The organism is Nocardioides sp. ChNu-99, from assembly GCF_029493445.1.
In the GTDB taxonomy this organism is placed as follows: domain Bacteria; phylum Actinomycetota; class Actinomycetes; order Propionibacteriales; family Nocardioidaceae; genus Nocardioides.
The window spans coordinates 1-20,587 of the sequence record NZ_JAHWBL010000001.1; the positions used below are offsets into that span (position 1 = coordinate 1).

The following is a 20,587-nucleotide window of genomic DNA, read 5'->3' on the forward strand; positions in this document are numbered from 1 at the left end:
GCGGCCACCCCGCCCGCCCTGGCGCTGCCCGCCCTGGGCGGGCTCGTCGCCCTCGGCCTGGCCCGCGCCGCCCTCGGCGTCTCCGGCCGGGGTGTCCGTGGAGGTGTCGCCGGACGTGTCGGCCGTGGCGGCGTCGCCGGAGGCGCCGTCGTTCCCGCCGTCGCCCTGGTCACCGCCCTGGTCGCCGTTCTGGTCCCCGCCACCCGACTTGCGCCGGCGGCGTCCGCCCCGGCGGCGACGACGGCGCGCGCCGCCCCCCTCGCCCTGGTCGTCGGAGCCGTCGTCGGCGCGGTCCGCGGACTCGTCGTCCGCGTCCTCGGCGTCGTCGGAGCCCTCGGCGTCGGTCCCGCCCGCGGAGCCGAGCGACTCGACGATGCCGGCGACCTCGGTCGCCTCGGTGCTCTCGGTGGCCTCGGCCTCCGCGGCCGCCTCGGCGTCCTCGAGCTCCTCGTCCTCCACCTCGACGGGCGGCTCGACGGGCGCGGGCGCCTCCGCCTGCTTGCGGGTACGCCGACGCGGGGTCGCCGTGGCGTCGGGCACCTGGAAGAGCGGGACGCCGGCGGCGCCCGGCGCACCGGCGACCTCGGGCGCCTGCGGGGCCTCCGGAGCACCCTCGGGGGCGACCTCGGCAGCGCCCTCGGGGGCGACCTCGGCGGCACGGGTGCGCGCGGTGGCCTTCTTGGCCGTGGTCTTCTTCGCTGCCGTCTTGCGCGCGGCGGTCTTGCGGGTCGCGGCCTTCTTCGCCGGCACGGCGTCGCCGGCCTGCTCGGCCTCGCCGGTCACCTCGGCGGGCGCGTCGACCACCAGCACCTCGGTGCCGGGGGTGGCGACGGGCACGGCGACGGGAGCGTCGACGGCGACCTCGACCGGCTGCTCACCCGCCTGCTCGGCGGGCGCGGCGGGCGCGGCGGCCCGCTTGCGCGTCGACTTCTTGGCGGCGCTCTTGCGCGCGGTCTTCTTCGCGGGCGCTGCCGCCTCGGGCGCGACCTCGGGGGTCAGCTCCGCCTCCGCGGCGGCCGTCGGCGCGGCCACCTCGGGCGCGGCAGCCTCGGGCGCGGCAGCCTCGGGCGCGGCCACCTCGGGCGCGGTGGTCTCGGGAGCCGCAGCCGCCTTCTTGCGGGGCGCGCGGGTGGTCTTGCGGGCGGCGGCCTTCTTCGCGGGGGCTGCCGGGGCCTCGGGGGCATCGCCGTCGGCCGGCGCCGTGTCGGGCGCGGCCTCGTCCGCGGGCTCGGCGGGCGCCGTCGTGGCGCGGGAGGCGGTCTTGCGGGGGGCACGCTTCCGAGGGGGCGCCGCCTCGGGGGCGGCGGGCGCGTCCTGCGCCGTGCCGTCGGTGGTGCGGGTCTCGTCGTTGGTCGGGTCGACCTGGTTCTCGAGCACTGTGCTCCTGTCGACCCCGGACGCCGGGCGCCCGGGGTGGTCGGGTCGCTCGCGCAACGGTGGCCCGGTGCGCGGGCGCTAAGCCTGTCGTGGGCCGCTCCGCCAGGTGGCGGTGCCGCCAGCGCGGTGTCGCGGTGCTGCCGCGGTCGCGGGCTCGTGGGCCGCTGTCACCGGCTCCGTGCCTCACGTCGCGGCGGGCTGTCCGAACACCCACGCCTCGGCGAGTATCGCACACGACCGACGTCGTCAGGCCCTGCCCGCGGCGAGCGGGTCGCCGACCTCCTGGGCGGTCTCGTCGAACGGCCCCTGGGCCAGGCGGGTCAGGCGCGGCGCCTCCCCCACCTCCAGCCCGGTGAGGTTGCGCAGGCCGGTCAGCACGTCGTCGGGGCGCACCGACGGCACGCCGTGGCGCAGCAGGAGGTCGAGCTCGGCGGTGCCGCCGTCGCCCCCGGCGTCATCCCCGTCGGCCGGCTCCACGACCGCCAGCCGCACGACCGCGGAGCGGCAGTCGAACTCGCGCAGGCCCTTCTTCATCATCCGCTCGACGAGCACCTCGTCGGCGGCGAGGAACGCCTCGACCGCGGCGCGGGCGACGGCGAGGGGGGCCGTCGTACCGATCCGCCAGTGGCTGGCCTGCAGCAGGTCGGCGAGGGAACCGCCGGGCGACTCGACGACCTCGAGGACGTCGAGGCCGACGGGCAGGGCCTCGACCAGCTCGGCGTGGACCGCCGTGGGGTCGAGGCGCTGGGCCAGGGCGATCTCGAGGTACTCCGCCTCGCTCGCCGACCCCGTCGGCGCCGCGTTGGCGTAGGAGATGCGGGGGTGCGGGTTGAAGCCCGACGAGTAGGCCATGGGGATCCGCGCCCGGAACACCGCCCGCTCGAAGGCCCGGCTGAAGTCGCGGTGGCTGGTGAAGCGCAGCCGCCCCCGCTTGGCGTAGCGGATCCGCAGCCGCTGGACGGGAGGGGCTTGCTGCTCGGGCTGCTCACGCACGGAGCACAGGGTACGGACAGTCCGCCTCGTCGGCGCGCATGGCCGGGGAGGGGTAGACGGTGCCGACCCGCACACCCGCCAGCCAGGCGGTCAGCCGGGCGGCCTCGACCCGCAGCGCCGCGACCGGCTCCGGCGGCAGGGGTACGACGGGACGCACCGCCACCGCGCCGTCCGGGTCCTGCGTCCAGCAGCCCACGACGCGACCGTCCCACCAGGCCGTCGTGCCGGCGTTGCCGTTGCGGTCGAAGAGCACCGGCTGGTGGGGTCCGAGGTGGAAGTCGCGTTCCCGCCACCCCATGACGGTCGGGTCGAGCACCGGGAGCAGCGCCGCCCAGGGCTCCACCTCGGTCCGCTCCCCCGCCAGCACGGGGTCGTCGGCGGCGACCCAGCCCGCGCTCCCGCCCTCGAGCGCGACGGGCACCGCGGCCACATCGGCGAGCGCGCGTCGTACCGCGCCCTTGGTGGCGCCCAGCCACCAGACCAGGTCGGCCTCGGTGCCGGGGCCGAAGGTGCGCAGCCAGCGGTCGACGAGGACGGCGTACCCGGCGGCCTCGTCCATCGGGGCGGGCACCGTGTCGAGCCAGCGGTCCATCAGCGTCCAGCGCGGCCGGGAGAGCCGCCAGTGCTGGGTGTTCGCGCCGCGCACGAGGTGGGTGGAGAGCCCGAGGTTGGTGACGACGCGCGAGGCCAGCTGGCCGGCGCCCGCCGCGAGCGCCTCCGGCGTGGCCAGCTCGGGCACCAGCGGGCGCAGCTCGAGGGCGGTGAGGCCGTCGGGGGCGTCGGCGAGGAGGTCGAGGACGCGGGCGCGGACCGCGTCGAGCCAGGCGTGGCCGTCCGGCGCGACGCCGAGGGCCACGACGTCCTTCGCGATGCGGTTGCGCTCGGCCGCCAGCACGCGGGCGCTGGCCGACCCCCACGCCGCGGGCAGCAGGTCGCGCGGGAACACGAAGAGGGTCCGGCGCATCGCCAGCTGCTTGACCAGGGCGCGGCTGGTCTCGAGCTCGTGGTCGACGTCGGCGTTCGTCAGGCCGTCGACCCGCGCGTGCAGCGACAGGTGCACGGTGGCGGGCTCGGTGGCGTGCAGCACCGTCATCGCCCGCACCGCCGCGACGGCGTCGGGCGCGCGGTGGGCGGGCGCGATCCCGTGCCGCCGGCCGAGGCGGGCGCGCCGCTCGGCGTCGTCGACGACGGGTACGGCGCTCACCGGCGTCGCCCCGGCGTCCCGCGGCGCGCCGCCCGCAGGGCGCCCAGCGCGAGCCGGCCGACCAGCACGAGCACCGCCGACGCCAGGAGCACGACGGCCACCCCGCCCGCGAGCCACCCCCACTGGGGGCCGTCGGACGGTGTCGCCGACCCGGCCGAGCCGGTGGGCGCCTCGCTCTCACCGGACCCGCCCGTCTCACCCGTCCCGCCCGGCCCGCCGGACCCGTCCGACGTGCCCGGCGCGGGGCCGCCGACGGTGGCGAGCACCGCGGGCGGCAGCGCGACCCGCAGCACCGGCTGCTCGACGCCCTCGCTGGTCACCAGCAGCGCGTCCGGGTCGGCGGGATCGACGGCGACCGCCTCGCCCTGGGGCTGGTCCGGCAACGCGAAGCGCCCCCGGGAGGCGAGGTCGGGCCAGGAGTAGACGACGGCCTCGCCGTAGGTGCGGACGACGAGGTGGCGCCCGTCGGGGAGGAAGGCCGCGTCGGTGGCGATGCCGACCGCGGGCCCGAGGGGCTCCATCACGTTGGGCCCGTCGGGGTCGAGCGGGCTCGGCACCCGGTAGAACGACCCGCCGAGCACGCCCTTGCTGACGACGACGAGGTCGCCGGTGGCGGGGTCGACGAGCAGCGACTCCGCGTCGCGCGGGCCGTCGGCGTAGGTCAGCGTGAAGGCCTCCGGCTCCACCTCGCGGTCACCGGTGCCGACGGGCACGCGCAGCAGCTCGACCGTCTCGCGCACCGCGCGGTTGTCGCCGATGTCGGCGACCCAGACCTCGCCCGTCGGCTCGCCGTCGTCGTACGCCGGGGCGAGGGCCTCGACGTCGCGGGGCTCGGCGGCCCACGAGGTGACGCCGACCGTGTCGCCCGTCGCGGGGTCGACGACGAACACCCGCCCGGAGTCACCCGAGTCGTTGACGGTGACGAGGCGGCCGTCGACCAGGGCCAGCCCGCTCGACTCGTTGATCCGGGAGTCGGTGAAGCGGGTGACCTCGGTGCCCTCCTCCGCGACGGGGGCGGGTGCGGTGGCGGCGCCGACGGCGAACGGCAGCGCCAGCAGCCCGACGGCCGCGGTCCGCAGGAGCACCGCCCTCACCGCCGGCCGGCGGCCTCGAGCAGCTCCGCCAGGCGCGGGCGGATGCTCCAGGTGGCGACGAGCTCGTCGTACTCCTTGCGGGCGCCGCCGCCCCTCACCGGCGAGCCGGTGCGCACGGCGCGGAGCAGGGTGTTGCGCGGCGTGTGCTGGCTCTCCACGAACTGCACGACCTCGACGCGGTAGCCCGACAGCCGCAGCAGCGAGGCCCGCAGCCCGTCGGTGAGGGTGTCGGCGAACCGCTCGCGCAGGATGCCGTGGCGGGTCAGGGCCTGGTACGGCGCGGGGGTCGGCGCCTTGCGCAGCTGCGCGGCGACGTCGTGGTGGCAGCAGGGGGCGGCGAGCACGAGGGAGGCGTCCCACTCGACCGCGCGGGCGAGGGCCTCGTCGGTGGCGGTGTCGCACGCGTGCAGGGCCAGCACGACCTCGGGGCGCTCCGGGGGCTGGGCCGCGGCGATGGTGCCGACGACGAACTCCACCTCGTCGGCCACGCCGAGCGCGGCGGCCACGCCCGTGTTGTGCTCGCGGGACTGCTCCTTGACGTCCACCCCGACGAGGTGGACGGGCAGTCCCCGCACGTGGGTGAGGAAGCGGTGCGCGGCGAAGGTCAGGTAGGCGTTGCCGCAGCCGAGGTCGACGATGCGCAGCGGCTCGGCCGCGGTGGGCCGGCGCAGGTGCCCCTTGGCGAGGGCGTCGCCGACGGCCGCGTCGAGCAGCCGGCAGAACTCCTCGACCTGGCGGTACTTCGCCTGGCGGCTCGGCTTGACCCGACCCTGCGCGTCGGCGATGCCGAGGGCGCACAGCACCGGGTCGTCGGGGGCGAGGAGACGGTCCTTGTCGCGGTCGTGACCGCGCTCGGGCTCGACCTCCTCCTCGCGGTCGGTCGTGTGCACCACGGCCTCGAGGCGCTTGGTGACGCGCACCTGGTGCTGCTGCGTGGTGGTGTCGACGTGCCAGCTCGCGAACGGCTCGTCGAGCAGCGCGTCGACCGCCTCGCGGGCCGCGACCGAGCCGGCCGGGTGGTTGCTCGTGTGGGCCTGCGTCGCGTCGTACGTCGTCACCTGCAGGTGGCGCCCGGCCTTGAGGTCGACGTACCGCAGCTCGGCGCGGCGCCAGCGGGGCTCGGTGCCCTTCTGGCGACCCGAGGCGACGGCACGCACCAGCACGTCGGGGTCGAGCACGTAGGACCGCATGCGGGCGAGGACGCGCAGGAGGGGTTCGGTCACGGCGTCACACGATCGCGGCGACGACGACCACGACGAGCAGTGCCACCAGGGCCAGGGGGATGACGAGGCGGCGGTGGCGGGGGTTCACGGGGCCGAGTCTAGGTCGCGCCCCGGGTCGGCCCCCATCGCCGCCGATCGGCGCCTCACCGCCAGGCGCCGCGGGTGTACTGGTCGGGGTACGGCGCGTCCCGCCACGTCAGGCCGAGCTCGTGCGCGGCGCGCTGGGGCCAAGCGGGCTCGCGCAGGGCGGCGCGGGCCAGGAGCACCACGTCGGCGTGGCCCTCGGCGAGCACCTGCTCGGCCTGGTCGGGCTCGGTGATGAGGCCGACGGCGCCGACGGGCAGCCCGCCCGCGCGCACCGCGGCGGCCAGGGGCACCTGGTAGCCGGGGCCGACCTCGATCTGCTGGCGGGCGTCGAGACCGCCGGAGGAGACGTCGACGAGGTCGACACCGTGCTCGGCCAGCAGGCCGGCGAGCCGCGTGGACTCCTCGGTGGTCCAGCCGCCCTCCACCCAGTCGGTCGCGGAGATGCGCACCAGCAGCGGCTTGTGCTCGGGCCACACGGCGCGCACGGCGGCGGCGGCCTCGACGACGATGCGGGTGCGGTTCTCGAACGAGCCGCCGTAGGCGTCCTCGCGGTGGTTCGACAGCGGGCTGAGGAACTGGTGCAGCAGGTAGCCGTGGGCCGCGTGCAGCTCGACGACGTCGAAGCCGGCCTCGTCGGCGCGGCGGGCGCCGTCCGCGAAGGCCTGCACGACCCCGGCGACCTCGTCGGTGGTGAGCGCGGCGGGCTCGGCGAAGCCCTCGAAGGCGTCGGCGCTCGGCGCCTGCGTGACCCAGCCGCCCTGGTCGAGCGGCACCGAGCCGCGGCCCTGGCCCGAGCCGTCCTGCCCGCCCCGCCACGGCGCCCAGGTCGACGCCTTGCGGCCGGCGTGGGCGAGCTGGATGCCGATCGGGGTGGAGCCGAAGGGCGACCACGTGTGCGCGAAGTCGGTGATGCGGCGCCAGGCGGCGACCTGCTCGTCGTTCCAGATGCCGGCGTCCTCGGGGCTGATCCGCCCCTCGGGCACGACCGCGGCCGCCTCGGTGAGGACGAGGCCGAAGCCGCCGGTGACGCGCGCGCCGAGGTGGGCCAGGTGCCAGTCGTTCGGCACCCCGTCCGTCGCCGAGTACTGGCACATCGGCGCCAGCCACACCCGGTTCGGGAACGTCACGCCCCGCAGCGTCGTCGGCGTGAAGAGCAGCGGGGTGGTCTCGCCGTCGGGCAGGGCGTCGGTGGGCTCGGTCGCGTTCGCTGGTCCGGTCACGGTGGGTGCGAACGTCGCGCGCCCCGCCGGCATTCCGCCGGTGGGGCGCCGCTGTCAGACGCGGCTGGCCAGCAGCTCGGCGAGGTGCAGCGCCGGCACGTCGGCGAGGTCGTCGAGCTGGATCTTGCAGCTCATGCCGTCGGCCAGCACGACGGTGGCGGGGTCCTCCTCCCGCGCCGCACGCACGGCGGGCAGCAGCTGGGTCTCGGCGACCGCGACCGACACCTCGTAGTGCCCCTGCTCGACGCCGAAGTTGCCCGCGAGCCCGCAGCACCCGCCGACACGCGTCACCGCGGCGCCCATGGCCTTGAGCAGCCGCTCATCGGCGTCCCACCCGGTGATCGACGCCTGGTGGCAGTGCGGCTGGGCGACGACCGTCGTGCCGGTCAGGTCGGGCAGCGTCACGCGCCCCTCCTCGACGAGCCGCGCCAGCAGCTCGCCGAACGTCAGCACCCCGTGGGCCACCGCGGCGGCCTCGGGCGCGTCGCTCAGCTCCTCCAGGTCGGAGCGCAGCGTCGCGGTGCACGACGGCTCGATCCCGACGACCGGCACGCCGGAGGCGACGTACGGCGCGAGCGTGGCGGCCGTGCGCCCCGCGATCCTGCGCGCGGTGTCGAGCTGGCCGGTCGTCACCCAGGTCAGGCCGCAGCAGGCGCGCTCGTCGATGACGCGCACCCGCAGGCCGGACGCCTCGAGGAAGCGCACCGCGGCGAGACCGCTGGCGGGCAGGAAGTGGTTGGTGAACGAGTCGGCCCAGATCCACACGTCCGGCTGCTCGGCCGCGCCCAGCCGCGCGGCGGTGCCCTGCGAGCGCGCCGAGCGGCGCAGCGTGCGCGACGCGAACGAGGGGAGGCTGCGGCGCTGGTCGACGCCGGCCACCGACCGGGCCAGGCGCGCCACGGGGCCCGCCTTGAGCGAGGTGTTGGCCAGGCCCGCGACGGGCGCGGTCAGCCGGGCCCACATGGGCAGGCGGCCGAGCACGTAGTGGCTGCGCGGGCGGCGCCTCCCGGCGTACGTCTGGTGCAGGACCTCGGACTTGTACGTCGCCATGTCGATGCCGGTCGGGCAGTCGTTGGCGCAGCCCTTGCAGGCCAGGCACAGGTCGAGCGCCTCGTGGACCGCCGGGTCCTCCACGCCGTCGACGAAGCCGCCGGACAGGGCCTCCTGCAGCACGCGGGCCCGCCCGCGGGTGGAGTCCTTCTCCTCGCGGGTGGCCGCGTACGACGGGCACATCACCCCGGTCGAGGGGCCGGTGCCGCCGACGACGCACTTGCCGACGCCGGTGCAGCGGTGCACGGCGTCGCCCATCGAGCCCTCGTCGTGGGTGAAGCGCAGGAGCGGCAGCGGCTCGCGGTGGCGTGGGCGCGACAGACGCAGGTCGGCGTCGAGCGGCGCCGGGTCGGTGATGTTGCCGGGGTTGAGCACGCCCAGCGGGTCGCAGATCGCCTTGACGCGGCCGAACAGCGCGAGGGCCTCGGCGTCGTACATCGTCGCCAGCAGCTCGGAGCGGTGCCGGCCGTCGCCGTGCTCGCCCGACAGCGACCCGCCGTACGTCGCGAGCGCGGCGGCCGCGGCCTCCATGAACCCGCGGAAGACCGCGCGGCCCTCCTCGGGCGAGGCGGCGCCGCGCGCCAGGGGGAAGTCGATGCGCACGTGCACGCAGCCGTCGCCGAAGTGGCCGTAGGGCACGCCGTCGAGGTCGAACTCGCGCAGCAGCGCGTCGAAGTCGCGGAGCCAGGCGCCGAGGTGCTGCGGGGGCACGGCGGCGTCCTCCCACCCCGAGTACGCCGGCCGGCTCAGCGAGCGGCTCGCCAGCCCGGCCCCGTCCTCGCGGATGCGCCACAGCGCGGCCGACTCGGCCGGATCCAGCACGATGCGGCTGTCGAGGGCGCCGGAGGCGGCGACCACCTCGGCGAGCACCGCCTGCGTCTGCGCGACGGTCTCGCCGGTGACCTCGGCGAACAGGCAGCCCGCCCCGCGCGGCAGGTCGGGCACGGACTTCCCGGCCGCGCGCACCAGGTCGACGATCCGGGCGTCGAGGCCCTCGCAGGCCACGAGCGGGTGGGCCAGCAGCGCGGGAACGGCGTCGGCGGCCTCGATCATCGAGGGGTAGCCGAGCACCGCCATCGTGCGGGCCGGAGCGTCGCGCACGAGCCGCACGGTCGCCTGGGTGACGACGCCGAGCGTGCCCTCGGAGCCCGTGAGGAACCGGTCGACGCGGCGGCCGTTCTCCGGCAGCAGGTGCTCGAGGGAGTAGCCCGACACCTGGCGCGTGAAGCGCCCGAACTGGGTGCGGATGGGGCCGAGGTTCTCGGCCGCGAGCCGGTCGAGGGCCGCGACGGAGCCGCCGGCGTCGCGGGCCGCCGTACCGGCGTCGAGGCGCAGCTCCTCGCCCGTGCCCAGCACGACGGAGAGGCCCTCGACGTTGTCGACCATGCGCCCGTAGCCCAGGGCGCGCGACCCGCACGCGTTGTTGCCGATCATCCCGCCGATCGTGCAGCGGGTGTGGGTCGAGGGGTCGGGGCCGAAGCGCCAGCCGAGCGGGGTCGCGGCGCGCTGCAGCACGGCGTGCACCGTGCCGGGCTCGACGACCGCCGTGCCGGCCTCGGCGTCGACCGAGAGCACCTTGTTCAGGTGCTTGAGCGTGTCGACCACGAGGCCGGGGCCCACCGCGTTGCCGGCGATCGAGGTGCCGGCGCCGCGCATCGTCACCGGGACGCGCAGCTCGCGTGCCACGTCGACGACCGCCGCGAGCTCGTCGGCGTGCCGCGGGCGCACCACGGCCTGCGGGACGACGCGGTAGAGGGAGGCGTCGGAGGAGAACGCCGCGCGCGTCACCGTCGAGACGTCGACGTCGTCCACGCCCCGGCGCGCGAGCGCCGCCACCACGTCGGCGGTCGCGGGGACCGCCCGATCGTCCACCCGCACGTCCACCGTCACTCCCCCATTGTGCGTGTGCGCAGAGGATCACAGGCATGGGGTCCCGGCCCTCGGGCACCGGTACCCGAGCCCCGCCCGGGCTCCTCCCCGGCGGCCCCCGTCGCGCCCGGGCACCACCGACCCTCCCAGGAGGCACCGTGATCGACCCCGCCAAGCGCACCGTCCGCACCCTCGCCAGCGTCGCCGGAGGCGCGCTCGCCGGCGCGACCCGCACCGTCGCCGCCGTGCGCCCGGCCGGCAAGCCGCTGCACCCCGCCGGCACCGTCGTCGAGGGGGTGCTGACGCGGCACGGCGCCGAGGACGGCGCCGAGACGGGGGTCGACCTGCTCGACCGCCCGGGCCAGACGGCCGTCACCGCCCGTCTCTCCCGCGGAGTCGGCCTGCCGAAGCCGGTGCCGGACGTCTGGGGCCTCGCGCTGCGCCTGACCCAGGAGGGCGAGACCGGCGACCTGCTCTTCGCCAGCACCGGCTGGAACGGCCCGCTGCGCCACCTGCTCGTGCCGCGGTGGGAGGGCGGCCAGCGCCCGCTGACGACGCTGCTGCCCTACCGCACGCCGACCGGGCCCGTGGTCCTCGGCGCCTGGCCGGTGCCGCCGGCCGAGGAGGACGGCGGCTCGGCCTGGACCCTCTCGTGGGCCCGCGGCCTCGGCCCGTGGCACGAGTTCGGCCGGCTGGACCTCGAGCGCGCCGTCGACGACGACCTGTCCGGCAGCGACGAGCAGCTGTCGTTCGACCCCGTGCAGAACAAGATCCCGGGCCTGGAGCAGTACCCCGTCGTCGCTCGCCTGCGCCGCCCGGCGTACCGCACCGCCCGCGCCTCGCGCGACCAGGACTGACCCACCCGCCACGGGCTCCACGCGGCCGCCTGAGCCCCCGCGCTCAGGCGGCCGCGCTGCTCACCAGTGCTCGAGCGACGCGCCGATCACGCCCGCCAGGTCCTCCGGCGTGACGTCGCGGGGCGCGGTGGCGAGCAGCCGCTGCTGGGCCCAGGCGCCCTCGACGAGCCCGTCGACGTCGCCCGCGCCGTACCCGACCGCGCCGAGCCCGTTGGGGATGCCGATGTCGCGCATGAGGGTGGCGACGACGGCGGGCAGCAGGTCGGGGCCCTCCGTCGCGGCGACGGCGCCCTGCGGGTCGAGTAGCCGGGCGGCCTTGAGGTGCCGGGTCGGGCTGGCGTCGAAGGTGAACCGGAAGGCCTCGGGCGCGGTCAGCGACACCGCCATGCCGTGCGGCACGATCGGCGCGTCGTCGCCGTCGAGCACCGCGTAGCCCTCGGGGCGGTAGTCGCGGACGCGGCCCGCGACCGGGTAGGCGCAGGCGTGCGGGATGTGCACGCCGGCGTTGCCGAACCCGAGACCGGCGAACGTCGCGGCCATCGCCATCTGCTCGCGCACCGTGCGTGCCTCGCTCGGGTCGTCGCCGGCCCGGGCCGCGTTGACGGCGCCGCGGAACGAGCCGGCGAGCATCGACAGCGCCTTCTCGCTCCAGGCGTCCGAGATCGGGTTCGACCCGCAGTAGGGCACGCGCTGCTCGGCCTGCTTGGCCGGGTAGTCGGCGTACCAGCGGGCCGTGTAGCTCTCCAGCGCGTGGCAGAGGATGTCCATCCCCGCGCTCGCCGTCACCATCGCCGGCTGCGTCAGCGTTAGGTCGGGGTCGACCACCGCCATCGTGGGGCGCAGCCGCGCGTGGCTGATGCCCGTCTTCACCTCGAGCGCCAGCACGTCGAGCACGCAGATCGTCGTGGACTCCGCGCCCGTGCCGGTCGTCGTCGGCACGGCGACGAGCGGCAGCAGCGGGTGCTCGGGCGCCTGGCCGCGGCCGACCGGCGCGTTGACGTAGTCCATGAGGTCGCCCGGGTTCGTCACGAGCAGGTTGACGGCCTTCGCGGTGTCGATGGCCGAGCCCCCGCCGACCGCGACGACGGCGTCGAACGGGCCCTCGGCGCGGCCGAACTCGACCGCCTCGATCATCGACGCGTCCGTCGGCTCGACCCGGGCGCGGGCGAAGACGACCACCTCGGCGCCGGTGGCGGAGGTGATCTGCTCCGCGATCCGGGCGGGGTGCCCGGTGGCCTCGACCCCGGGGTCGGTCACGAGCAGGACGCGGCGCACGCCGTACGCGCGCAGGTCGTGCCCGATCTCGGCGGAGGCGCCGGACCCGAACTTCAGGCTCGGGGCGGCGTAGGTGAAGACGGTCTCGCGGGAGCTCTCGGCCATGCGCCCAACGTAGCGGGCGTCACACCCCGGGGCAGCGGCACCGCCGTGGGCGATCCGCCCTACAGCCCCAGTGCGTAGCGCACGGTGTCGCGCACGTCGACCGCGCCGGAGAGCACGTCCTCGACCGCGTGCCAGGCCGCGGCGTCCGTCGTGCCGCCCTCGTCGAGCACGCGCGGCTCGACGGCGTCGTCGACCGCGCGCGCGGCGTAGAGCAGGTGCACGCCGTGGAAGTCCTCCGTCGCCCCGTTCGGCGCCGTGCCGACGAAGTGGGTGTCGTGCACGCCGAGCACGTTGCCGACCTCGACCTCGACGCCGGTCTCCTCGCGCACCTCGCGGGCGACCGTCACTGTCGGCGGCTCGCCGTGCTCGACACCGCCGCCCGGCAGCGCCCACTGCCCCGGGTGCGGTCCGCGGACCGAGTTGCGGGTCAGCAGCACCTCGTCGCGCGAGCGACCCGAGGGGTCCTGCGGCCCGCCGCGCCGCACCACGGCGTACGCGCCCACGCGTTGGCGCCGCTGCGGCAGCAGGTCCGCCAGCGCCTCCGTCACCATCGGTACGACGGGCACCTCGCCCGCCCGGACCGCGGCCAGGGGCACCCACGCCGCCTCGACCGTCGAGCCGTCGACCTCGACGACGCGCGGCTCCGGCGAGTCCGGGGGCACCCGGCCGGCGTACACGATCCGCAGCGCGTGCGCGTCGACCCGGCGGCCCTCGCGCCACGCGCCGGGCAGGTGGGCGGAGTAGACCCGGGCGACGTCCCCGACCTCGGCCCGCAGCCCCGTCTCCTCGTGCACCTCGCGCACCACCGCGTCGCGCGGGTCCTCGCCGTGGTCGAGGCCGCCGCCGGGCAGCGTCCACAGCTCGTCCTTCGTCACGCGCGGCGCCAGCCGGCTCAGCAGGACGTGCCCGTCGCGCACGATCACCGCGTAGGCGGCGACGCGCTGGCGACGGGGGAGGGAGCTCACCACCCCAACCTAACGGGGCCCCCGGCGCGGCCCCGACCAGCCCCGGAGGGCCGCCGTGAGGCCTCCCACACCGGGTGGGGTCCGTGGAGCGCCCCCGTTATGTTCGAGGGATGTCCGCTTCCCGGGACCCCTGGCTCGACAACGCCAAGATGCTGCTCGTCACCTCCGTGGTGGTCGGGCACGTCCTGGCCGTCCTGACGGTGCCGGACCCGTTCCGCGACCACCTCTACGACGCGCTCTACGTCGTGCACATGCCGGCGTTCCTGCTCGTCACGGGCTACCTCTCGCGCCGCGCCGGGTGGACGCGCCGCCACCTCGGCTCCCTCCTCACGACCATGGTGGTCCCGTACGTCGTGTTCTCGCTGCTGCTGTGGGGGCTGCGCCGGGCGCACACGGGTGAGGGCACGGAGGAGCGGCTGCTGCTGGAGCCGTTCTGGGCGATGTGGTTCCTCGCCGCCCTGGTCGTGTGGCGCCTGGCGACGCCGCTGCTGCGCGCCCACCCGCTCGTCGTCCCGGCCTCGGTGGTCGTGGCGCTGACCGCCCCCGCCTGGAGCCTCGACGTGCTCGCGCTGGAGCGCGTGCTGCAGTTCCTGCCGTTCTTCGTCGTCGGCCTCCACGCGCGTCGGGAGTGGCTGGAGCGCCTCCACCAGCCGCTCGCCCGGGTGCTCGCCGTGCTCGCGCTGCTCGGCGTCTGGGCGGCGACGGCGCACCTCGACCGCTGGGCCGGCACCGAGTGGCTCTTCAACGACCACGCCTACGCCGAGCTGGGCGTCGACTTCTCCGCCGGGGTGGCGACGCGCGCGATGCTCCTCGCGCTGTCGTTCGCCGGCGCCCTCGCCGTGCTGGCGCTCGTGCCGACCGGGCAGCGGTGGTTCACGGCCCTCGGCGCCCGGTCGATGACCGTCTACCTCGCCCACACGCTGGTGGTGCAGGCGGTCCAGTACGACGAGCTCCTCGCCGACCTCGACGCCGGCCCGGCGCTCCTGGCGGGCGTCGTGCTGGGCACGGCGGTGGCGATCGGGCTCGCCACTCCCCCGGCGGTCCGCGCGCTGCGCTGGTTCGTCGACCCCGTCGGGTCGGCGCGCGAGCTGCGCGCCCGGCCGCGGGTGCTGCCCGCCGTACCGGCCGGCGAGGGGCTCAGCCCCGCGGACGCCACACCGGGCGCACCGCGCTCCGCGGCAGCAGGTCGAGCTCCCGCGCCTGCTCGGGGGTGAGGGCGTCCCCGCCGAGGTGGGCGGGGTACCACGGCGCGTGCTCCCCCGGCCGCGGCCGGTGGTGGGGCCGGGTCTGCAGCTCCTCGAGCACCGCGGTGAGCCGGTGGCCCAGGTCGACCGTCGTGGCCGTGAGGTCGGCGTCGGGCGCGACGCGGAGCGTGGTGTCGAGCCGGATGTCGACACGTCGACCGCGCCGGCTGAAGTCCGGCGGCGGCTCGGCACCCCACGGCGTGCGACCGACGGTCCAGATCCGCTGCGCCCCCCACAGGCCGCCCACGACGAGGGGCGCGCCGGTGTCGCGGGCCAGGGCCGCGGCGCCGCGCATGAGCCCGCGCACCGTGTAGGAGTACGAGATCCCGGCCTCCGGGAACAGGCCCACGACCTCCCCGCGGCGCAGCAGCTCGCGCGCCCGCAGGTACGCCGCCGCGGGGGCGTCGCGGTCGACCGGCACGTGCCCCATGCGGTCCAGCGGCCACGCCGCCGGCGTGTGCCACATGACCTCGCGGCACAGGAACCGGGGACGGCGGCCCCGCTCGTGGGCCGGCACCCCGAGGAACAGGAAGTCGAGGTACGACGCGTGGTTCGCCACGAGGATGGCGGGACCCTCGCGCGGCACGAGCTCGGCGCCCTCGCAGTGCACGTCGAGGCGCAGCGCGCGGAACGCGGCGCGGGCGGCGACGGTCGTCGCGCGGTAGGTCAGCTCGGCAGGCACGGTGGTGGTTCGGCGGGAGGGCCGGCGCGGATCGGTGGGGCCCGCGTCAGGCGAACGGGGCCCGGGCGTCCCGGGCCATCGACAGCCGACCGGCCCCGCGCCACAGGCGTGCGGCGAGATCGCGGTCCTCGTCGTCGACGAGGTTGCCCATCCACCGCAGGGCGAGCGTCATGCCGAGGCGCGAGCGCATGCCGACGGGTCCGAGGCGGGCGAGGAGCCCGGGGACGGTGACGAGCCCGGCCAGGCGGCGGGCCACGGAGAACGACTCGCCGTAGTGCCCCACCAGCTGCTCGCGCCACACGTCGGTGAGGTCCCGGTGCGTGCCCTGGGCGAGCAGGTCCGCGACCATGCGGCCGGTCTCGAGCCCGTAGTCGATGCCCTCGCCGTTGAGGGGGTTCACGCACGCCGCGGCGTCGCCGACGAGCGCCCAGTTCGGACCGGACACGCCGCTGACGGCGCCACCCATCGGAAGAAGGGCCGAGGCCGGCATCCGCAGCTCCTCGCCGAGGCCGAACGCCGCGCGCTGCTGGTCGGCGTACAGGCCCATGAGGGGGCGGATGGCCACGTCGGCCGGCCGCTTCGCGGTCGCCAGGGTGCCGGCACCGAGGTTCACCTCGCCGTCGCCGAGCGGGAAGATCCAGCCGTAGCCCGACAGCACCTCGCCGTCCGCACCGCGCAGCTCGAGGTGCGAGCTGATCCACGGGTCGTCGGCGTGCGTGGCCGAGGAGACGTACGAGCGGCCCGCGACGCCGTAGACCGTGTCGCGGTGCCACTCCCGGCCCAGCTGCTTGCCCAGCGGCGAGCGCACGCCGTCGGCGACGACGAGGCGGCGGCAGCGGATCTCGGCCCGCTGCGGGGTGCCGTCCTCCCCCGCCCGCTCGACCACCACGGCGGTGACGGCCCCGCGGTCGCCCGCGGCGCGCCGTACCCCGACCGCGCGGGCGCCGTCGACGGCCACCGCGCCCGCCGTGACGGCGAGGGCGCGGATCCGGTCGTCGAGCTCGGTGCGCGGGACCGCGGAGCCCCAGTTCGGCAACGAGCCGCCCGGCCACGGCAGCAGCAGCGTCTGCCCGAAGCCGTGCGCGCGCAGGCCGAGGTTGACGGGGTGGGTGCGCAGCCAGTCGCCCAGGCCCAGGCGCTCCAGCTCCCCCACCGCGCGCGGCGTCAGGCCGTCGCCGCAGGTCTTGTCGCGGGGGAAGGTGGCGGCGTCGAGGAGCACGACGTCGAGCCCGTGGCGCGCGGCCCACGTGGCGGCCGCCGATCCGGCGGGGCCGGCGCCGACGACGAGCACGTCGGTCTGCTCCGGGAGGGTCTGCGTCACCGGCCCATCCTCCCACGCAGCCCCCGGACGCGGACCGGCCCGCCCCCGCGTGCTGCGGGGACGGGCCGGTCGGTCTGACGCGTCGATCAGGCCTGGTAGGACCCGAAGTCGAAGTCGTCCAGAGCGACGGCCTGGCCGCCACCCGTGTTGCCGAACTCGTAGTCGTAGGAGTCGTAGCCCTGGACCGAGTACGCCGCCGCGCGGGCCTCCTCCGTGGGCTCCACCCGCACGTTGCGGTACCGCTCGAGACCGGTGCCCGCCGGGATCAGCTTGCCGATGATCACGTTCTCCTTCAGGCCGCGCAGGCTGTCGGAGCGACCGTTGATCGCCGCGTCCGTGAGCACCCGGGTGGTCTCCTGGAAGGAGGCCGCCGAGAGCCACGACTCGGTGGCGAGCGAGGCCTTCGTGATGCCCATCAGCACCGGACGACCCGAGGCCGGCTTGCCGCCCTCGGACACCACGCGCCGGTTCTCCGTCTCGAACCGCACGCGGTCGACGAGGTCGGAGGGCAGCAGGTGGGTGTCGCCCGACTCGATGACCGTCACGCGACGCAGCATCTGCCGCACGATGATCTCGATGTGCTTGTCGTGGATCGCCACGCCCTGGCTGCGGTACACGCGCTGGACCTCGTCCACCAGGTGCTTCTGCGCGGCACGCACGCCGAGGATGCGCAGGACGTCCTGCGGGTCCTCCGTGCCCAGCGTCAGCTTCTGGCCGACCTCCACGTGGTCGCCGTCGGCGACCAGGAGGCGCAGGCGCTTCGAGACCGGGTACTCCTGCTCCTCGGAGCCGTCGTCCGGCGTGACGACCACCGTGCGCGCCTTGTCCGTGTCGTCGATGCGCACGCGGCCGGCGGCCTCGGCGATCGGCGAACGACCCTTGGGCGAGCGCGCCTCGAACAGCTCGACCACGCGGGGCAGACCCTGCGTGATGTCGTCGGCCGAGGCCACACCACCCGTGTGGAAGGTACGCATCGTCAGCTGCGTGCCGGGCTCGCCGATCGACTGGGCGGCGATGATGCCGACCGCCTCGCCGATGTCCACGAGCTTGCCGGTCGCCAGCGAGCGGCCGTAGCACTTCGCGCAGGTGCCGGTGGCCGCCTCGCAGGTGAGCACCGAGCGGACCCGGACCTCCTCGATGCCGGCCTCGACGAGCTGCGCGATCTTGACGTCGCCGAGGTCGCCGCCCGCCTCGACCAGCACCTCGCCGGTCTCGGGGTGGGTGATCTCGGTCGACGCGGAGCGGGCGTACGCCGCGGTCTCCACGTTCTCCGCCTTGCGGACGACGCCGTCCTCGCCGCGCTCGCCGATCTGCTTGGGCAGACCACGCTCGGTGCCGCAGTCGTCCTCACGGATGATGACGTCCTGCGACACGTCGACGAGACGACGCGTCAGGTAGCCCGAGTCGGCCGTCCGCAGCGCGGTGTCGGCCAGACCCTTGCGGGCACCGTGGGTGGCGATGAAGTACTCCAGGACCGTCAGGCCCTCGCGGAAGTTGGACTTGATCGGCCGCGGGATGATCTCGCCCTTCGGGTTGGCCACGAGACCTCGCATGGCCGCCACCTGACGGATCTGGTTCATGTTCCCGGAGGCGCCCGAGTCGACCATCATGTAGATGGGGTTGGCCCGGTCGAAGTTCTTCTCCATCGCCGAACCGACCTTGTCGGCCGCCTGCGTCCAGATCTCGATGAGCTCCTGGCGACGCTCGTCGTCGGTGATCAGACCACGCTCGTACTGCTTCTGGATCTTCTCCGCGAGCGCCTCGGAACCCTTGAGGATCTCGGCCTTCTCGGCGTCCGGGGTCGTGACGTCGTCGATCGAGACGGTCACGCCCGAGCGGGTCGCCCAGTGGAAGCCGGTGTCCTTCAGGGCGTCCAGGGACGCCGCGACCTCGACCTTGCTGTAGCGCTCGGCCAGGTCGTTGACGATCGCGCCCAGCTGCTTCTTGCCCACCTCGTAGTTCACGAAGGGGTAGTCGCCCGGGAGCGTGTCGTTGAAGATTGCGCGGCCCAGGGTCGTCGTCAGCGCGACGGTCCGGCCCGGCTCGAAGCCCTCGACCTCCTCGCCGAGCGGCGGCACGACGTCGTCGAAACGGATCGTGACCTTGCTCTGCAGGGTGATCTCGCCGCGGTCGAACGCCATGATCGCCTCGGACGGCGTGCGGAACGCACGACCCTCGCCGGGCTCGCCCTCGCGGTCGGTCGTCAGCCAGAAGAGGCCGATGATCATGTCCTGCGACGGCATCGTCACGGGACGGCCGTCCGACGGCTTGAGGATGTTGTTCGTCGACAGCATGAGGATGCGGGCCTCGGCCTGCGCCTCCGCGGACAGCGGCAGGTGCACGGCCATCTGGTCACCGTCGAAGTCGGCGTTGAACGCGCCGCACACGAGCGGGTGGATCTGGATGGCCTTGCCCTCGATCAGCTGCGGCTCGAAGGCCTGGATGCCGAGGCGGTGCAGCGTGGGTGCGCGGTTGAGCAGCACCGGGTGCTCGGTGATGACCTCCTCCAGCACGTCCCAGACCACGGCGTAGCGGGCGCCCGACGTGGCGCGCTCCACCATCCGCTTGGCCGACTTGATGTTCTGCGCGTGGGACAGGTCCACGAGGCGCTTCATCACGAACGGCTTGAAGAGCTCCAGCGCCATCTGCTTCGGCAGACCGCACTGGTGCAGCTTCAGCTGCGGGCCCGACACGATGACCGAGCGGCCCGAGTAGTCGACGCGCTTGCCGAGCAGGTTCTGGCGGAAACGACCCTGCTTGCCCTTGAGCATGTCGGAGATCGACTTCAGCGGCCGGTTGCCCGGGCCCGTCACCGGACGACCACGGCGACCGTTGTCGAACAGCGAGTCCACGGCCTCCTGCAGCATCCGCTTCTCGTTGTTGACGATGATCTCCGGCGCGCCGAGGTCGAGCAGGCGCTTGAGCCGGTTGTTGCGGTTGATGACGCGGCGGTACAGGTCGTTCAGGTCCGACGTCGCGAAGCGACCACCGTCGAGCTGCACCATCGGGCGCAGCTCCGGCGGGATCACCGGGACGGCGTCGAGGACCATGCCGACCGGCTGGTTGCCCGTCTTGCGGAACGCGTCGACGACCTTGAGGCGCTTGAGCGCACGGACCTTCTTGGCGCCCTTGCCGTTGGCGATCGTGTCGCGCAGCGACTCGACCTCGGCCTCGATGTCGAAGTCCGCGAGGCGGCGCTGGATGGCGGCGGCGCCCATGAAGCCCTCGAAGTACTTGCCGAACCACGACTTCATCTCGCGGTAGAGCATCTCGTCGCCCATGAGGTCCTGGACCTTGAGGCTCTTGAAGGTGTCCCACACCTCGTTGAGGCGGTCGATCTCGCGCTGCGCGCGGTCGCGCAGCTGCTTCATCTCCCGCTCGGCGCCGTCGCGCACCTTGCGCTTGGCGTCGGCCTTGGCACCCTCGGCCTCGAGGGCCGCCAGGTCCTCCTCGAGCTTGCGCGCGCGGTCCTCGACCGAGGTGTCGCGGCGCTTCTCGAGCAGCTCGCGCTGCTGGGAGACCTTGCCCTCGAGCGAGGACAGGTCGCGGTGACGCGCCTCCTCGTCGACGGAGGTGATCATGTACGCCGCGAAGTAGATGACCTTCTCGAGGTCCTTCGGGGCGAGGTCGAGCAGGTAGCCGAGCCGGCTGGGAACACCCTTGAAGTACCAGATGTGGGTCACCGGGGCGGCGAGCTCGATGTGGCCCATCCGCTCGCGGCGCACCTTCGAGCGCGTCACCTCGACGCCGCAGCGCTCGCAGATGATGCCCTTGAAGCGGACCCGCTTGTACTTGCCGCAGTAGCACTCCCAGTCCCGGGTGGGACCGAAGATCTTCTCGCAGAAGAGGCCGTCACGCTCCGGCTTGAGCGTGCGGTAGTTGATGGTCTCGGGCTTCTTGACCTCACCGTGGCTCCAGGCACGGATGTCGTCCGGGCTGGCCAGCCCGATGCGGAGCTGGTCGAAGAAGTTCACGTCGAGCACGTTGGGTTGTCCTTCGTTAGTTCTGTGCGATCACGACT

Annotated in this window: 13 protein-coding genes and 1 pseudogene; 2 read left to right on the forward strand and 12 right to left on the reverse strand. The window is 75.2% G+C overall.

What is annotated here, in order from left to right:
• The 7 genes and pseudogenes from KK617_RS00005 to KK617_RS00035 all read right to left on the reverse strand — a co-directional run.
• Positions 1–1,377, reverse strand: a pseudogene (locus KK617_RS00005) (hypothetical protein); the annotation flags it as partial.
• A gap of 246 nt (positions 1,378–1,623) precedes the next feature.
• Positions 1,624–2,370 carry a TIGR03936 family radical SAM-associated protein gene (locus KK617_RS00010; RefSeq protein WP_277497333.1) on the reverse strand — a complete coding sequence of 249 codons (747 nt, stop codon included), beginning with the start codon at positions 2,368–2,370 and terminating at the stop codon, positions 1,624–1,626.
• The gene (locus tag KK617_RS00015) at positions 2,363–3,574 is read right to left on the reverse strand and encodes a winged helix DNA-binding domain-containing protein (RefSeq protein ID WP_277497334.1); all 1,212 of its coding nucleotides are present in this window, start codon (positions 3,572–3,574) and stop codon (positions 2,363–2,365) included. The genes KK617_RS00010 and KK617_RS00015 overlap by 8 nt, the downstream gene beginning before the upstream one ends.
• Positions 3,571–4,659: a hypothetical protein gene (locus KK617_RS00020; RefSeq protein ID WP_277497335.1), complete on the reverse strand. Its 1,089-nt coding sequence runs from the start codon at positions 4,657–4,659 to the stop codon at positions 3,571–3,573. Before KK617_RS00020 ends, KK617_RS00015 begins: the two co-directional genes overlap by 4 nt.
• A gap of 5 nt (positions 4,660–4,664) precedes the next feature.
• Positions 4,665–5,891 (reverse strand): SAM-dependent methyltransferase, encoded by a 1,227-nt coding sequence (locus KK617_RS00025; protein ID WP_277497336.1) that lies wholly within the window; start codon positions 5,889–5,891, stop codon positions 4,665–4,667.
• A gap of 143 nt (positions 5,892–6,034) precedes the next feature.
• Positions 6,035–7,159 (reverse strand): NADH:flavin oxidoreductase/NADH oxidase, encoded by a 1,125-nt coding sequence (locus tag KK617_RS00030; RefSeq protein WP_277497501.1) that lies wholly within the window; start codon positions 7,157–7,159, stop codon positions 6,035–6,037.
• 93 nt (positions 7,160–7,252) lie between these two features.
• On the reverse strand, positions 7,253–10,138 hold the full coding sequence (locus tag KK617_RS00035; protein WP_277497337.1) for an FAD-binding and (Fe-S)-binding domain-containing protein: 2,886 nt from the start codon (positions 10,136–10,138) through the stop codon (positions 7,253–7,255).
• A gap of 137 nt (positions 10,139–10,275) precedes the next feature.
• Here KK617_RS00035 and KK617_RS00040 point away from each other — a divergent pair, with 137 nt between their 5' ends.
• Entirely contained in the window at positions 10,276–10,974 is a 699-nt protein-coding gene (locus KK617_RS00040) for a hypothetical protein (RefSeq protein WP_277497338.1), read from the forward strand.
• Positions 10,975–11,034: 60 nt separating this feature from the next.
• On the opposite strand, the gene KK617_RS00045 is transcribed toward KK617_RS00040, so the two are convergent.
• A complete protein-coding gene (locus tag KK617_RS00045) occupies positions 11,035–12,354 on the reverse strand; it encodes a hydroxyacid-oxoacid transhydrogenase (RefSeq protein ID WP_277497339.1) in 1,320 nt (439 codons plus the stop codon).
• A 59-nt stretch (positions 12,355–12,413) separates the two neighbouring features.
• Positions 12,414–13,319, reverse strand: a complete 906-nt coding sequence (locus tag KK617_RS00050) for an NUDIX domain-containing protein (protein ID WP_277497340.1) — start codon at positions 13,317–13,319, stop codon at positions 12,414–12,416.
• A 110-nt stretch (positions 13,320–13,429) separates the two neighbouring features.
• On the opposite strand from KK617_RS00050, the gene KK617_RS00055 reads away from it, so the two are divergent.
• On the forward strand, positions 13,430–14,533 hold the full coding sequence (locus tag KK617_RS00055) for an acyltransferase family protein (RefSeq protein ID WP_277497341.1): 1,104 nt from the start codon (positions 13,430–13,432) through the stop codon (positions 14,531–14,533).
• Here KK617_RS00055 and KK617_RS00060 read toward each other — a convergent pair.
• From KK617_RS00060 to KK617_RS00070, 3 genes are all read right to left on the reverse strand, one after another.
• Positions 14,457–15,245: a lysophospholipid acyltransferase family protein gene (locus KK617_RS00060; RefSeq protein WP_277497342.1), complete on the reverse strand. Its 789-nt coding sequence runs from the start codon at positions 15,243–15,245 to the stop codon at positions 14,457–14,459. The two genes, KK617_RS00055 and KK617_RS00060, sit on opposite strands and share 77 nt — an antisense overlap.
• A gap of 46 nt (positions 15,246–15,291) precedes the next feature.
• Positions 15,292–16,566 (reverse strand): geranylgeranyl reductase family protein, encoded by a 1,275-nt coding sequence (locus KK617_RS00065; RefSeq protein ID WP_277497343.1) that lies wholly within the window; start codon positions 16,564–16,566, stop codon positions 15,292–15,294.
• An 86-nt stretch (positions 16,567–16,652) separates the two neighbouring features.
• Positions 16,653–20,549, reverse strand: a complete 3,897-nt coding sequence (locus tag KK617_RS00070) for a DNA-directed RNA polymerase subunit beta' (RefSeq protein ID WP_277497344.1) — start codon at positions 20,547–20,549, stop codon at positions 16,653–16,655.
• Positions 20,550–20,587: the final 38 nt, after the last annotated feature.

What these genes read in the sequence shown, in the direction of transcription:
- KK617_RS00055 (WP_277497341.1), top strand. Translation starts at nt 13,430, where the DNA reads ATGTCCGCTTCCCGGGACCCCTGGCTCGACAACGCCAAGATGCTGCTC.
- KK617_RS00045 (WP_277497339.1), bottom strand. Translation starts at nt 12,354, where the DNA reads ATGGCCGAGAGCTCCCGCGAGACCGTCTTCACCTACGCCGCCCCGAGC.